The following is a 14,369-nucleotide window of genomic DNA, read 5'->3' as shown; positions in this document are numbered from 1 at the left end:
CATGTGGTTGTCAGTGGTGCCCGGAGCACCTGTCGAAGACCTCGCGAGTGCCCTCATTGACATTCCTTCCGTTTCTGGGGACGAACGCGCCATCACGGATCAGATTGAGGCGGTACTTCGCGGAGTGCCCCACCTCGAGGTGCTTCGGTTGGGAAACGCCCTGGTGGCGCGGACCGCGCTTGGTAGGGCGGAGCGCGTGATCGTCGCGGGCCACGTGGATACGGTCCCCATTAAGGACAACGTTCCGTCCGTGCGTTCGGACGACGGCGAGTGGATCATCGGCCGCGGATCTGTGGACATGAAGTGCGGGATCGCGGTTCAGCTCGCGCTCGCGGTCGAATTGGCAGCGCCGACGCGGGACGTCACGTGGGTTTTCTACGACCAGGAAGAGGTCGAGGAGCCCCGCAACGGACTGGGCAGGATCGCTCGCGAAAGGCCCGAACTTCTCGAGGGAGATTTCGCGATTCTTTGTGAGCCGACATCGGCCGTCATCGAGGGTGGGTGCAACGGGACGCTTCGCGTCCAGGTCACCGTTCACGGCAAGGCCGCCCACAGCGCACGGTCATGGAAGGGCATCAACTCGATCCACGGAATGGCTCCCTTCCTCGCGACTCTCGCGGTGTACGAACACGAAGATGTCGAGGTGGATGGCCTGATCTTCCGCGAGGGCGTCAACGCCGTCGGGATCACCGGGGGCATCGCAGGCAATGTCGTTCCCGACGTGTGCACGGTCACGATCAACTACCGCTTTAGCCCCGCATGGACCGTCGACGAGGCCAAGGCCCGTGTGGAGCGCCTCATCACGTCCTCCTTCGAGAGCTCGCCCGCACCCGCCGGTCAGTCCGTGACCTGGAAGTACACCGACGAGGCGGCGGCCGCCAGGCCCGGCCTCGATGCGCCCATGGCGATCGCGTTCGCCGATGCCGTCGCGGCGACGGGCGCCCCGGCGCCGCGCGCAAAGCTTGGCTGGACGGACGTGGCCCGCTTTGGCCAGTTGGGCATCCCGGCGGTGAACTTTGGTCCAGGTGACCCCGAGAGGGCGCACGCCGACGACGAGCGTTGCCCCGTCGCAGACGTTCGAAGGTGCCACGCGGCGCTTCGCGACTGGCTGACCGCCCCCGTTTCTTAAACAACCCCGATCGATCACCCGCTTGCGGGCGTGAAGGAGGAACGCGTGAAGGACTACCAGAGAGGCCCGGTGCTCCTGCGGGGCAAGAACGTCCCCACGACCACCACGTCAGGTCGCCTGCTTGCGCAGCAAGACACCCCCGACTGGGTGCACGGAGATCCCTGGAGGGTCATGCGCATCCAGAGCGAGTTTGTCGAGGGTTTTGGGGCGTTGGCGGAGGTGGGCTCCGCGATCTCGGTCTTTGGTTCGGCCCGATCGAAGCCAGGCGCGGCGGACTATGAGGCTGCCGTGGAGATTGGCACGAAGCTTGTCGAGCAGGGTTTCGCCGTCATCACGGGAGGTGGCCCGGGAGTCATGGAGGCTGCCAACAAGGGTGCATCCGAGGCAGGGGGGTCCTCCATCGGCCTGGGGATCGAACTCCCGCACGAACAGGGCGTCAATGAATACGTGAATCTCGGAATGAACTTCCGCTACTTCTTTGTGCGCAAGACGATGTTCGTCAAGTACGCGCAAGGCTTCATCGTGCTCCCAGGGGGGTTCGGCACCTTCGACGAACTGTTTGAATCGCTCACGCTTGTCCAGACCAAGACCATCACGCGTTTTCCGATCGTGCTGTTTGGCCACTCGTATTGGGACGGGCTGGTTGCGTGGCTGCGAGACGTTGTCGCGGCAGACGGAAAGATTAGCCCCGCCGACCTCGACCTCATCATGGTCACGGACGATGTGGATGAGGCTGTGGCGCACGTCGTGACCTCAGTGAAGCCCCCGGCCGAGCGGTCATAGGCCGCAGAGCCGTCACGCGAAGTCCCGAACCACGTTAGGGAACCGGCCGCAATCCCCGTAGAATGGGGACGGCGTTCAGCAAAAGCTGCCCCACATCAGCGCAAGGAGTACCCCAGCATGGCTGCAATGAAGCCCCGCACCGGTGACGGCCCCATGGAGGTCGTGAAGGAGGGACGCGGCTATGTTTTGAGACTTCCGCTCGAGGGCGGGGGCAGGCTCGTAGTCGAACTCAATGCCGACGAGGTCAGGTCTCTTGGCGACACCCTCTTGGGTGCCATCAAGTAGTTCATTAGCACCCGGTGCACGTGGGCGTTAGCCGCCCACGATGACGACGAGCAAACCGTCGCCAATCGGAATCAACGACGAATTCTCGGCCTCGGTGCGGCGTACCGAACGCAACGCTTCCCTCACTGCCGTGGTGTCGGGGTCTCTTTGCGCGGGATCGGCCACCCTGCCCCGTGCGAGGGCGTGGGCAACCACGATCATTCCACCGGGGCGCACCAGCCTGCGGGCCTCGTCGAGGTACGCGGGAAACTCGGTCCGTTTGCCGTCAATCAGTACCAGGTCGTACCCGCCATCCGTCAGGCGCGGCAGCACGTCGAGCGCCCTTCCCGTGATGAGGCGCACGCGTTCCGGTGCGAAACCGGCTGCCATGAACGAGGCTCGTGCGGCCTTGTGGTGCTCGGGTTCGACGTCGATCGTGGTGAGCACACCCGCGGGGTGCATGCCGCGCAACAGATAGATCCCAGACACTCCCACCCCGGTGCCGATCTCCACGATCGTCTTGGGATGAGCGGCCATGGTGAGCACGGTCAGCGCCGCACCCGCTCCAGGGGTCAAGGGCTCGACGCCCAGGTCGTCCGCGGTATCGCGGGCGGCCAGGAGCACCTCGTCCTCGCGCGCAAAGTCGTCGGCGAACGCCTCGATGGCGGGATCGATAGTCATGGTGCCTCCGTAAATGATCGTAACGGGGAGATAAGGAGGTTGCCCTCCGGCTCGCACGTGGGAACATAGAACTCAGGCAGAACGTTCTTGAGCCGTAAAGGAGGCTGACGTATGAGCATCACATCTGCGGTAACCGCTTCCTCAGTGGACGCCACTACGACGACGCCTGACGACCTCACGTGGCAGTCGATTGTCGAGCAGCACGCATCCAGGGTGTACCGCCTGGCGTATCACTTGACGGGCAACCAGCACGACGCGGAAGACCTCACTCAGGACGTTTTCGTCCGGGTCTTCAACTCTTTGTCGCAGTACACGCCCGGAACGTTCGAGGGTTGGCTGCACCGCATCACCACCAACCTGTTCCTCGACAAGATGCGCCGCAAGGCGCGTATTCGCTTCGACTTCATGGCCGATGACGACGGCGCCGTGGCTACGTCCGCGAGTTTTGATCGCGTGGAGCGGTCCGGCCAGCCGGAGGACGCCTTCGAGATGGGCCACATGGGTGCCGACATCATCGAGGCGCTTGCCGATCTTCCTCCCGAATACAGGGCAGCCGTCGTTTTGTCCGACATCGAGGGCCTCTCCTATGAGGAGATCGCCGTCACGCTCGGGATCAAGTTGGGGACGGTCCGCTCGCGGCTGTCACGCGCCAGGGCGCGGTTGCGCGAGTCCCTCGCTCACCACGCACCCACTCGGGGCGGGCTGTGAGCTCGAAGCATCTCGGTGAATCGGTCCACGATCTGCTCGACGGCAGACTTCGTGGGGACAAGGCCTACGCGGCCATGGCGCACCTGGGTGAGTGCGAGGAGTGTGCGAGCCGCTTTCACGAGTTGAAGGAAGGACGCGACGCGCTCACGAGCTCCGAGGCCGGAATCGACATGCGCTTTGCGCAGAAGCTGCTCGACAGGGAGCGCATCGCCGAGATCGCCGCAGGCGAAGCATCCCTGGGCCACAAGCCGCGTCGGCCCGTGCGTCGGGCGCCCGTGATCGCTGCCGCCACACTCGTCGTCATTGCCGTGGTCTTGGTGGGCGTCGCGTGGCAAGTGGGCGCTCCCGGCGAGGTCACGCTCGCGTTTGCCGCCCCCCGCGCGAGCGGGGCTGCCCCCGTGGCCTACGCGAACACCCAACAGATGCGCTCGGGCGACATGTTGCAGTCCTGGATCCACCCCGACTTCTCGACGTCGGGGGTCATTCCCGTCGAGGCGACTGTCGTTCAGCGCACCGATGGCGGCATGGTGCTTGTCGCAACGATCCTGGCTGGGCCGTACGGGAAGCAGGTGACCGTCGTTCAGCAACACGGCTACCTGTCGCAAAATGCCACCGCTCAGATGCCGCGTGCGGACGTCAAGAACGCAGAGGTCTATGTCGTGGAAAACGAGGGTTACTCGCCGATGGTGGTCTGGCAGACCGGCGATGTTGTAGTCGCGATGTCGTGCGAGTGCTCTCTCACCACACTGGAGTCGGTCGCGGAGGAGTTTCCCTCCGCCTCTGATCCCGGTTTCGCCGACCGCGTTGCGCATGGGTTCTCGACCCTCGCATCCGCGGTGCATCCCTAGGAGGAACCATGTCCCAACTTTTCGCATCCCCTGACGAATCCCAAGCGGAACCGTCGCCCAAAGGCGCGGTGAAGGTCGACGACGTGTCCACCGCGATGCCGACGCCCGAAGCCGCCGCGGCGGTTCCCCCAGGCCCGGCCCCAGCGCCGCCGCGTGAGGCCGCCGACGGCATCTTCGGTACGCCGCCCGTCCCGCAAGCCGGGTCGATCGACTACACCGTTCCTCCCGCCCCCCCCGGTCATTCCCGCCCGAGGCGCCCGCGCAGGGGAGCCTTCGCTGGCATCGCTGCGCTGGCCCTGCTTCTCGGCACCGCGGGAGGCGTCGGTGGCGCCGCGGCCTGGCAGCAGTGGGGCCCGTCCGACGCGGCGACGGCGCAGGTCGCGACCCTGCCGGTATCGCAATCAACGTCGACCGTCCAGCCCGCCAGCGGGTCGGTGGCCGCTGTCGCGAAGGCCGCCTTGCCTTCGGTCGTGCAGATCGAGGTCAAGACCGCGACGGGAGGCGACACGGGTTCGGGAATCATTATCCGAGCGGACGGCTACATCCTCACCAACAACCACGTCATCTCCGCTGCTTCGAACGGCACGATTCAGGTGCTCTTCAGTGATGGCCAGGTATCGTCCGCCAAGGTGGTGGGCTCCACGTCCGCCTATGACCTCGCGGTGATCAAAGTCGACCGCACTGGCCTGACGCCACTCGTGCTCGGCGACTCGAGCGCCATGGTGGTGGGAGACCCCGTCATCGCGGTCGGTTCCCCGCTCGGCCTCGACTCGACCGTGACCACTGGCATCGTGTCGGCACTCGACCGGCCCGTGACCACGGGTGATACGGCGAGTACATCCGCGTACATTGCCGCGATCCAGACTGACGCCGCGATCAACCCAGGCAACTCGGGCGGCCCGCTGCTCAACATGAGCGGCGAGGTCATCGGCATCAACTCGGCGATCGCCGCGCTTCCAGGTGCTACCCAGGCGACTGGTGCGGGCTCGGTCGGTCTCGGCTTCGCCATCCCCTCGAACCAGGCCCGTCGTGTGGCAGAACAGCTCATCGCTGACGGCAAGGCCACCGTGCCGGCCATCGGCGCTCAGTTGGACAGCACCTACACGGGTCGTGGCGTACGCGTCGCCGACTCGTCGCAGTTGCCGGCAGGCTCGCCCGGCGTGGTTCCCGGCTCGCCCGCAGCGAAGGCAGGCATCGTCGGTGGCGACATCATCGTGGCCATGGATGGTACGCCCGTTGCCGATGCAAGTTCGGCGATCGTGCGCATCAGGTCGCATGCTCCTGGCGACATTATGACGTTTACGCTCCTGCGTGGTGGCAAGGACGTCGATGTGAAGGTCACGCTCGGCACGCTCAGTTCTCTTGACTACGGGAACACCGGGACGACGGGCGGGACCACCAGCGGCGGGTCACAATAGGTTCTATGGATATCAACCCCTCGGAGTTCCTTGTCATCGCGCTACTTGCGTTGATCTTGGTGGGGCCGGAGCGGTTGCCGGAGTACGTGCGCGGCCTTCGCGGCGTGGTACTCCGGCTCCGCGCTCTCATCAAGGAGGGCCAGACGGCCCTCAAGGAAGAGTTGGGCGACGACGTCGACTGGAGCCAACTCGACCCCCGCACCTACGACCCGCGACGGATCGTGCGCGAGGCGCTCTTTGATGATGAGGATGCCACCCCTGCGGCGGGCACTGCCTCCGTTGCCGCGCTCGCGACTGGCGCGATTGGGACGGCGTCCACGGGCTCTCGTCGTGAGCGCCGGGGCGCCAAACCCGCCGATGTTTCTGTGAGCCAAGCGTCGGCGGAAGCGATCGTCGGCGGGGCCACGCCCTTCGATCCAGAGGCCACATAACCCGAGGCGCGCATTGCCGGCCCAAAGGTTTGGAACAATGGGCCCATGACTCAGCGCGTGTTCTCGGGGATGCAACCCACGTCCGACTCTTTGCAGCTCGGCAATTACCTAGGTGCGCTGAAGCAGTGGGTAGCGCTTCAAGACACTCATGACGCGATCTATTCGGTCGTTGACCTGCACGCCCTGACCGTCGCCCCTGACCGAGAGGTCCTCACGCGCCGCACCCGGGCGACGGCGGCTCAGTACCTCGCCGCGGGCGTCGACCCTTCGCGCGCGACGCTCTTTGTGCAGTCGCATGTCCCGCAACACGCCGAGCTCACGTGGGTCCTGTCCACCTTCACGGGGATGGGGGAGGCCGGGCGCATGACGCAGTTCAAGGACAAGTCCGCGAAGGTGGGGGAGTCGGGCACGAACGTCGGGCTCTTCACGTACCCCGTGCTGATGGCTGCGGACATCCTGCTGTACGACACGAATGTGGTGCCGGTGGGCGAGGACCAGCGTCAGCACCTCGAACTCTCGCGCGATCTTGCCCAGCGTCTCAATCAGCGCTTGGGGGAGGGTACGGCCGTCGTCCCAGAACCGCACATCGTGAAGGAGGTCGCCAAGATTTACGACCTCCAAGAGCCGACCGCCAAGATGTCCAAGTCGTCGTCGAGTCCCAACGGGCTCATCGAGATCCTGGACGACCCCAAGGCGATCGCCAAGCGCATCAAGTCCGCCGTGACGGACGCCGACACCGTCATCGCCTTCGATCCCAAGAACAAGGCGGGCATCTCCAACCTGCTGACGATCTACTCGGCGCTGACCGGACGCCCCGTCGCCGACATCGTCGCCGACTACGAGGGCAAGATGTACGGCCACCTGAAGGCCGACCTTGCCGAGGTGGTTGTGGGGGCACTGACGCCGGTGCGCGAGGCCGCCATGGAGTGGATCGAGAGCCCCGACAAGCTCGATGTGGTGCTGGCCGATGGTGCCGCGAAGGCGACAGCCATCGCCCAGGCGACGCTCGAGCGGATCTACGACCGTCTCGGGCTGTTGCGACCGCTCCACCGCTGACGCGTGAGGAGGCTGTACATGGCGTTCGCAGGCGTTCGGTCGCGAGCCCGGATCGTCGTGGGTCGCGGCAAGCACCTCAAGACCCTGTTCGACGGCACGAGGGTGGGCCGGATGCTGGGCCGCTACGGTGAACAGAACGGGAACGTCTTGGCGGGGGGCATCGCCTACTACTCGCTCGTGTCGATCGCTGCGGGCCTCATCATCGGCGCGACGATCGTCTCGTTCCTTGCCCAGTACGTCCCTTGGGTGCGGTCCACGTATTTCCAGGTGCTGCAGAACGCGGTGCCGGGAGTGGTGGGCTCTGGCGGTAGCGCTCTGGTGTCCCAGAACACGACTCTCGCGAATACCGCGACGGGACTCGTGGGACTGTTCGCGCTCTTGTTGGGTGCCAACCGTGCCGCCCGCTTCATTGGCGGCCTCCGCACCGGCGTGGTCACGATGCTCGGGCGCGATGCGGGCAACCCGCTCCAGGGCAAGCTGCGCGACTTCCTGGCGCTCGTCGCGATTGCACTGATCGTGACCACTGGTCTCGTCGTGCAGTTCGTTGCCTCACGGGCCGCACAGTGGCTTGTGGGCGTCATTTCCGACGGAGCGGTGAGTCCGTGGTTGTTGCGCGTCCCCGCGCTTGTGGTGGGCCTCGTGATCGACATGCTGTTCGTGGCGATGGCGATCGTGGTGCTCGGGCATGCCCGTGCCCCGTGGCGTCGCCTCTGGCCGGTGCTGTTGGTCACCGCGACCGTGATCGGCGTGTTGCGGCTCGGGAGTTCTGCTCTTGTGGGTTCTGCGGCATCGAACGCGGTACTGGCCTCGATCGCGGCGGTCGTGACGCTGCTGATCTTCGTCGACTTCACCACGAGGGCCATCCTCATGGCGGCCGCGTGGTTGGGCTCCTATCGCACGCCGCAGGTCGAGGGCGCGAAGGACGACGCCTCTCCTGGCGCGAGGACGGATACCGAACCCGCGCGCCGCAAGGTCAAGGTGACCACACGGCGCGCGACGGTGCGTCGAGAGCCCTAAGCGGAACTGAACCTCCGACGGGCGGCGGCCCCGTGTGCCGATGTGCCGGGTGCGCGGCATGGTTGCGGGTGATGCGCCGTGTGCGTAGAGGTTCACCTGGTGGTTGGCCCGGCACTTAGGTTCGGTGGCGGGCGGAACCCCGCCGACATGAACCGTGCCGAACTTAGATCTTGCCTGTGTTGAGCGCCCTCTTGACCTCGGAGATGGCCTTGGTGACCTCGATGCCGCGGGGGCAGGCCTCAGTGCAGTTGAACGTGGTGCGGCACTTCCACACGCCGGCCGTGTCGTTGAGGATCTCGAGGCGGTCCCACTGGCCCTCGTCGCGGCTGTCGAAGATGAAGCGGTGCGCGCCGATGATCGCCTGGGGGCCAAAGTATTGGCCGTCCGTCCAGAACACGGGGCATGCTGTGGTGCACGCCGCGCACATGATGCACTTGGTGGTGTCCTCGAAGCGCTCCCGCTGCGCGGGCGTCTGCAGTCGTTCGCGTTCCGGTGTGGGTCCGGACGTCATGAGGAACGGCATGATCTGGCGGTAGGAGGCGAAGAACGGCTCCATGTCGACGATCAGGTCCTTCTCGACGGGCAGTCCCGCGATCGGCTCCACCAGTATCGGCTTGGCCGGGTTGAGGTCCTTGAGCAGGGTCTTGCACGCGAGCCGGTTCCTGGCGTTGATGCGCATCGCATCGGATCCGCACACGCCGTGGGCGCAAGAGCGCCTGAACGCGAGCGTGCCATCTTGCTCCCACTTGACCTTGTGTAGGGCGTCGAGCAGGCGATCGGTCGCGTGGGCCTCGACCTGGAATTCCTCCCAGTAGTCCTCGCCGGGTGCGTGATCTGCATTGCCTTCCGGGTTCATCCGCCGGATGCGTAGCGTGACGGTCAAGGTGGGGACCTCGTCGACGGCGATGGGGGCGTCGTCTACAGCTGTCATATCAGTACTTCCGTTCCATCGGCGGATACCGCGTGACGACGACTGGCTTGTAGTCAAGCCGCACGCCGTCAGCCGTGGCATAGGCCATCGTGTGCTTCATGAAGCCGGCATCGTCGCGAGTGGGGAAGTCCTCGCGATAGTGGCCCCCACGGCTCTCCTCGCGCGCCAGGGCGCCCGCCACGACTAACTGAGCCAGGTCGATGAGGAACCCGAGCTCAATCGCCTCGAGAAGGTCGGTGTTGTACTTCTGGCCACGGTCGTGGATCGCGATACTTGCGTAGCGTTCCTTGACGGACGCGATGACGGCGGTCGCCTCGGCGAGCGTCTCGGCTGTTCGGAACACCTGGACGTTGCGGTCCATCGTCTCTTGGAGTTCGCGGCGCAGGACGGCCACGCTCTCGGCGCCGGTCACCGACGTGGTCTTCCGCAGGGTCTCGACGAGGCCCGCCACGGCTGCCGCTGCGTCGGCGGGTAACTCGGGCGCCGCCTCGGTGGCGAGCGCGTACTCGGCGGCCGCGATTCCAGCCCTACGGCCGAACACGTTGATGTCGAGCAGCGAGTTGGTGCCGAGGCGGTTGGCGCCGTGGACGGAGACACACGCGCACTCACCGGCCGCGTAGAGACCGTTGATGGTGTCCGTGTTGTTGCGCAGCACCTGGCCGGTGACGTTGGTGGGGATGCCGCCCATCGCGTAGTGGGCCGTGGGGAATACCGGAATGGGATCGGTGTACGGCTCGATGCCCAGATAGGTACGCGCGAACTCCGTGATGTCGGGCAGTTTGGCGTCGATGTGCGCCGGCTCGAGGTGGGTGAGGTCGAGCAGCACGTAGTCCTTGTGAGGGCCGCAACCGCGCCCCTCACGCACCTCGGTCCACATCGCCCTCGACACCATGTCGCGCGGCGCGAGGTCCTTGATGGTGGGGGCGTAGCGCTCCATGAAGCGCTCGCCGGTGGAGTTGCGCAGGATTGCGCCCTCGCCGCGCGCGGCCTCAGAAAGCAGGATGCCGAGGCCAGCGAGGCCTGTCGGGTGGAACTGGAAGAACTCCATGTCCTCGAGCGGAAGGCCTGCACGCAACGCGATGCCCATGCCGTCGCCCGTCAGCGTGTGGGCGTTCGACGTCGTCTTGAAAATCTTGCCCGCGCCACCCGTGGCGAAGATGACCGACTTGGCGCGGAACGTGTGAATCTCACCCGTGGCGAGCTCGTAGGCGACCACTCCCGCGACCGCTACCTCTCCGCCAGCGGCGGCGGCCTGAGGGTCTTCGGTGAGCAGCAGGTCGAGCACGTAGTACTCGTTGTAGAACTCCACCTCTTGTTTGACGCACTGTTGGTACAGCGTCTGCAAAATCATGTGACCGGTGCGGTCGGCCGCATAGCAGGCGCGCCTCACAGGGGCCTCGCCGTGGTTGCGCGTGTGCCCACCAAAGCGGCGCTGGTCGATGTGGCCGTCCTCCGTGCGGTTGAACGGCAGGCCCATCTTCTCCAGGTCGAGCACGGCATCGACCGCCTCGTTGCACAGGATTTCGGCGGCGTCCTGGTCAACCAGGTAGTCGCCGCCCTTGATCGTGTCGAACATGTGCCATTCGGCGTTGTCATCCTCGACATTGCTCAGCGCCGCGGCCATGCCGCCTTGAGCGGCGCCGGTGTGGGAGCGCGTGGGATAGAGCTTGGTGAGGACGGCCGTGCGGGCGCGCTGCGAACTTTCGAGGGCCGCGCGCATGCCAGCGCCGCCGGCGCCCACAATCACGACGTCGTATTCATGCGTGGTGGTCATAGCTTTCCAAGCTCCTGACAGAGGGGGACATTGAGATTCTGAGGATTGGCGCCAGCCGGGCAGGGGTCAAAAGTGAAGATCACGAGCGTGCCGAGCACGATGATCACGGCCGTCGCGGCGCCCAGGAGGATGTGCAGTATTCCGCGACTGCGCTTGGAGCGGGCGTAGTCGTTGATGAGGTACCCCATGCCGTTCATGCCGTGGAGCATCGCGAGCACGAGCATCGTGAAGTCCCACCATTGCCACAGCGGGGCGGCCCACTTGCCGGCCACGAATCCAAAGTCGATCTGGCTGACGCCGCCGCCGAGGATCAGGTTGTAGAACAGGTGCGTGAAGATGAGGGCTACCAGCACGACGCCGGAGATGCGCTGGAACATCCACCACCACCGGAGGGCGGGGGTGAGGCGCCTGCGTGTGCGCGGCAGTGGGTGAGTGAGTTCGGGAGCTGTCATCACGCACCGCCAAACACGTGGCTGAGGTGGCGCGGCAGGAACCCGGCCATGAGGACGACGAAGATGCCCCACACGATCCACACGAGCAGCTTCTGGTGGCGCAACGCCCACGTCCACTGGTCTACGGCGATGATGCGCAGGCCGTTGAACGCGTGGAGGACGATCGCCGCGACCAGTGCCGCCTCGAGCAGTCCGTAGAGGGGGGTCTTGTAGTTGCCAATGACTTGGTTGTACGCCTGGGGGGAGATGCGTACGAGGGCGGTATCGAGCACATGGACGAGTAGGAAGAAGAAGACCGCTACTCCTGTGGCGCGGTGGACCATCCACATCCACATGCCTTCATGGCCGCGATACAGCGTCGGCTTTGACGACACGGCTTGCTCCTTCGGTGGGACGTCGAGGTGAGTGCTTCCCATCCTAGACTTGCCAGATGAGTACAACTCCGCCACCCACTGGGCCCATTCCTGGATTCGCCGCCGTCGTCCCCGCAGGCGGGGTGGGATCGCGGCTGTGGCCCCTGTCGCGCGCGGACCGCCCAAAGTTCCTGCTCGACCTCCTCGGCGAGGGGCGCACTCTGCTGCAGGCCACCCTCGACAGGCTTGAGCCTTTGGCCGAGAACACCCTGGTGGTGACGGGGGAAAGGCACGCCGCCGCGGTCGCGGCTCAACTGCCCTCCCTGGGCGAGTCGGGCATCGTCGCGGAGCCGAGCCCCCGTGATTCGATGGCGGCAATCGCGCTGGCTGCAGCAATCTTGGAACGCCGCCACGGCCCGATCGTCATGGGCTCCTTCGCTGCCGACCATGTGATCCGCAAGCAGGGGGCCTTCGATGCGGCGGTGCGCGAAGCCGCCGAGGTGGCCCGCACCGGAAAGGTGGTCACCATCGGGATCTCGCCGACGGGGCCGTCGGAGGCGTTCGGGTACATCGAATCGGGCGACGCGCTCGCGGGCGCCGATGCGGATGCCAACGCAGGAACCGCGCGGGAAGTCACGGCGTTTGAAGTCGTAGCGTTTACCGAGAAGCCCGACGCTGCCACCGCCGCCGCATTCCTCGAGACCGGGCGTTACTTTTGGAACGCGGGCATGTTTGTGGTGCGCACGGATGTCCTCCTCGGCCATCTTGATCGCCTACAGCCCACGATGGCCAGCGGAGTCAGGGCGATTGCCGCGGCGTGGGATGGACCTGGTCGCGCGGGTGCTCTCGCGACCATTTGGCCGACGCTCACGCGCATCGCGATCGACCATGCGATTGCGGAACCCGTCGCGGCCCAGGGTGGCGTCGCCGTGGTGCCCGCGGATCTTGACTGGTACGACATCGGCGACTTCGACTCCCTCGCTGGGCTGTTGCCGCCGAGGGCAGACGGGGTGACGGTTCTCGACAGGGACCAGCCGACGGCCGTCCATGGCGCGCCGGGTGCGGTGGTCATCGGCGGGAACAAGGCCGTGGTGATCATCGGGATTCCCGACGCCGTGGTGGTCGACTCCGGCGATGCCTTGCTGATCACCACACGGGCTGCCGCCCAGGACGTTAGGCACGCTTCGGCCGCGGTCGAAGCGGCGAGTGGATTCTCCGCGCCGTGACCGTGACCGTTTCGTTGCCGAATGGATACCTCGCCAGGTAAGCGCTGGACATTTCGCCGATAGCATTGATAGACGCACAGGTCTGGCGTGGAACAGGCCGAAGGAATGAGGAAACAACTCATGAAGAACACCCTGCGCATTGGCGCAATCGCCGCGGCATCGGCGCTTGCTCTTGCCGCATGTTCCAGCGCGCCAGCAACCGTGTCTACAGGCACGTCGGCCGCGCCCACCACCTCCGCCGCAGCAAACATTGACTACAAGGCGTGCATGGTCTCCGACGCCGGTGGCTTTGACGACGGGTCGTTCAACCAGTCCGGCTTTGAGGGCCTGCAGCGGGCCAAGGCCGATCTGCACATCAACACGGCGACCGCCGAGTCGAACAGCGCGGACCAGTACGCACCGAACATCGCCGCGATGGTTGCCGCCAATTGCAACCTCATCATCACGGTCGGATTCGCGCTGTCACAGGCCACTGTGGACGCCGCCCTGGCCAACCCCACCATCTCGTTCGCGATCGTGGACGACCTTGCCGACAACAACTTCGATGGCACGACGGACGCGCCGAACATCAAGCCGCTGACCTTCCAGACCGACCAGGCGGCCTACTTGGCCGGCTACGCGTCCGCCTCGGCGACCAAGACCGGCACCATCGCCACCTTCGGTGGCATCGCCTACCCGTCGGTCACCATCTTCATGGACGGCTTCCTTGCTGGTGCCGATGCCTACAACAAGGACGCCGGTAAGTCCGTGTCCGTTCTGGGCTGGGACGGCGCCAACGGTCAGTTCACCGGTGACTTCGACGACCTCTCGAAGGGCCAGACGGCCGCTCAGGCCTTCATCGACCAGGGTGCGGACATCATCCTCCCCGTTGCCGGCCCCGTCGGTGGCGGCGCCGCTGCTGCCGCTCAGGCTGCGGGCAACACCTGGATCGTTGGCGTCGACGCCGACTGGACCGTCACGTACCCCGCGTACAAGGACATCATCCTGACGTCGATCCTGAAGAACATCGGCAACTCGGTGTACGACACGATCAAGGAGGCCGTCTCTCCCGCAGGCATGACATACACGCCTTACGTGGGAACGCTCGCAAACGGTGGAGTCGGCATCGCGCCCTTCGCCGATGGCACGGTCTCGGCCGACGTGCAGGCAAAGCTCGCCGACCTCACCAAGGGCATCATCGCGGGCACCATCAAGACCACCCCTGGTGCCTAACACACCCATGGCACAGCGATAAGTCACACGAGGGGCGTGCTGCGGTCTCGCCGCAGCACGCCCCTCGTGCTTCACTGTGCTTGTCG

The 14,369-nt window shown here is 65.6% G+C and carries 16 protein-coding genes; 11 read left to right on the top strand and 5 right to left on the bottom strand.

Features of this window, described 5'->3' with window-relative positions; all coding sequences use genetic code 11:
• Position 1 precedes the first annotated feature (1 nt).
• The 3 genes from dapE (at position 2) to BKA03_RS11795 (ending at position 2,197) form a co-directional block, all read left to right on the top strand.
• Positions 2-1,129, top strand: coding sequence for a succinyl-diaminopimelate desuccinylase (gene dapE / locus BKA03_RS11805; RefSeq protein ID WP_062074116.1), 1,128 nt, complete (start codon positions 2-4; stop codon positions 1,127-1,129).
• Positions 1,130-1,174: 45 nt separating this feature from the next.
• Entirely contained in the window at positions 1,175-1,912 is a 738-nt protein-coding gene (locus BKA03_RS11800; protein WP_238579356.1) for an LOG family protein, read from the top strand.
• A gap of 117 nt (positions 1,913-2,029) precedes the next feature.
• A complete protein-coding gene (locus BKA03_RS11795; RefSeq protein ID WP_083971107.1) occupies positions 2,030-2,197 on the top strand; it encodes a DUF3117 domain-containing protein in 168 nt (55 codons plus the stop codon).
• Between the two features lie 27 nt (positions 2,198-2,224).
• Here BKA03_RS11795 and BKA03_RS11790 read toward each other — a convergent pair whose 3' ends face one another.
• Positions 2,225-2,857 (bottom strand): O-methyltransferase, encoded by a 633-nt coding sequence (locus BKA03_RS11790; protein ID WP_062074114.1) that lies wholly within the window; start codon positions 2,855-2,857, stop codon positions 2,225-2,227.
• A 111-nt stretch (positions 2,858-2,968) separates the two neighbouring features.
• Between BKA03_RS11790 and sigE the strand changes: the two genes are divergently transcribed.
• The 6 genes from sigE to BKA03_RS11760 are packed head-to-tail and all read left to right on the top strand — an operon-like array spanning position 2,969 to position 8,335.
• Complete coding sequence (gene sigE / locus BKA03_RS11785; protein WP_062074113.1) at positions 2,969-3,565, top strand: RNA polymerase sigma factor SigE; 597 nt, start codon at positions 2,969-2,971, stop codon at positions 3,563-3,565.
• Positions 3,562-4,413, top strand: coding sequence for an anti-sigma factor family protein (locus BKA03_RS11780; RefSeq protein WP_062074112.1), 852 nt, complete (start codon positions 3,562-3,564; stop codon positions 4,411-4,413). The genes sigE and BKA03_RS11780 overlap by 4 nt, the downstream gene beginning before the upstream one ends.
• Positions 4,414-4,421: 8 nt before the next feature.
• Positions 4,422-5,831: a S1C family serine protease gene (locus tag BKA03_RS11775; RefSeq protein ID WP_062074111.1), complete on the top strand. Its 1,410-nt coding sequence runs from the start codon at positions 4,422-4,424 to the stop codon at positions 5,829-5,831.
• Between the two features lie 5 nt (positions 5,832-5,836).
• The gene (locus BKA03_RS11770) at positions 5,837-6,262 is read left to right on the top strand and encodes a twin-arginine translocase TatA/TatE family subunit (RefSeq protein WP_152649459.1); all 426 of its coding nucleotides are present in this window, start codon (positions 5,837-5,839) and stop codon (positions 6,260-6,262) included.
• Positions 6,263-6,307: 45 nt separating this feature from the next.
• A complete protein-coding gene (gene trpS, locus BKA03_RS11765; protein ID WP_062074110.1) occupies positions 6,308-7,318 on the top strand; it encodes a tryptophan--tRNA ligase in 1,011 nt (336 codons plus the stop codon).
• Between the two features lie 18 nt (positions 7,319-7,336).
• Positions 7,337-8,335 (top strand): YihY/virulence factor BrkB family protein, encoded by a 999-nt coding sequence (locus BKA03_RS11760; RefSeq protein ID WP_062074109.1) that lies wholly within the window; start codon positions 7,337-7,339, stop codon positions 8,333-8,335.
• Positions 8,336-8,498: 163 nt separating this feature from the next.
• On the opposite strand, the gene BKA03_RS11755 is transcribed toward BKA03_RS11760, so the two are convergent.
• From BKA03_RS11755 to sdhC, 4 genes are read right to left on the bottom strand one after another with little or no spacing between them, the layout of a single operon-like run.
• Entirely contained in the window at positions 8,499-9,266 is a 768-nt protein-coding gene (locus tag BKA03_RS11755; protein WP_062074108.1) for a succinate dehydrogenase iron-sulfur subunit, read from the bottom strand.
• Between the two features lies 1 nt (position 9,267).
• Positions 9,268-11,040 carry a succinate dehydrogenase flavoprotein subunit gene (gene sdhA / locus BKA03_RS11750; protein ID WP_062074107.1) on the bottom strand — a complete coding sequence of 591 codons (1,773 nt, stop codon included), beginning with the start codon at positions 11,038-11,040 and terminating at the stop codon, positions 9,268-9,270.
• Positions 11,037-11,492, bottom strand: a complete 456-nt coding sequence (locus BKA03_RS11745) for a succinate dehydrogenase hydrophobic membrane anchor subunit (protein ID WP_062074106.1) — start codon at positions 11,490-11,492, stop codon at positions 11,037-11,039. The genes sdhA and BKA03_RS11745 overlap by 4 nt, the downstream gene beginning before the upstream one ends.
• Positions 11,492-11,908 (bottom strand): succinate dehydrogenase, cytochrome b556 subunit, encoded by a 417-nt coding sequence (gene sdhC, locus BKA03_RS11740; RefSeq protein WP_083971105.1) that lies wholly within the window; start codon positions 11,906-11,908, stop codon positions 11,492-11,494. Before sdhC ends, BKA03_RS11745 begins: the two co-directional genes overlap by 1 nt.
• 14 nt (positions 11,909-11,922) lie before the next feature.
• Between sdhC and BKA03_RS11735 the strand changes: the two genes are divergently transcribed.
• Entirely contained in the window at positions 11,923-13,071 is a 1,149-nt protein-coding gene (locus BKA03_RS11735; RefSeq protein WP_062074105.1) for a mannose-1-phosphate guanylyltransferase, read from the top strand.
• A 120-nt stretch (positions 13,072-13,191) separates the two neighbouring features.
• Positions 13,192-14,283 carry a BMP family lipoprotein gene (locus BKA03_RS11730; RefSeq protein WP_062074104.1) on the top strand — a complete coding sequence of 364 codons (1,092 nt, stop codon included), beginning with the start codon at positions 13,192-13,194 and terminating at the stop codon, positions 14,281-14,283.
• The last annotated feature ends 86 nt before the right edge of the window (positions 14,284-14,369 follow it).

It is taken from the genome of Demequina lutea (genome assembly GCF_013409005.1).
Classification (GTDB): Bacteria; Actinomycetota; Actinomycetes; order Actinomycetales; family Demequinaceae; genus Demequina; species Demequina lutea.
The sequence above is the reverse complement of the archived record's forward strand: the minus strand, read 5'-3'. Positions and strand labels throughout refer to the sequence as shown.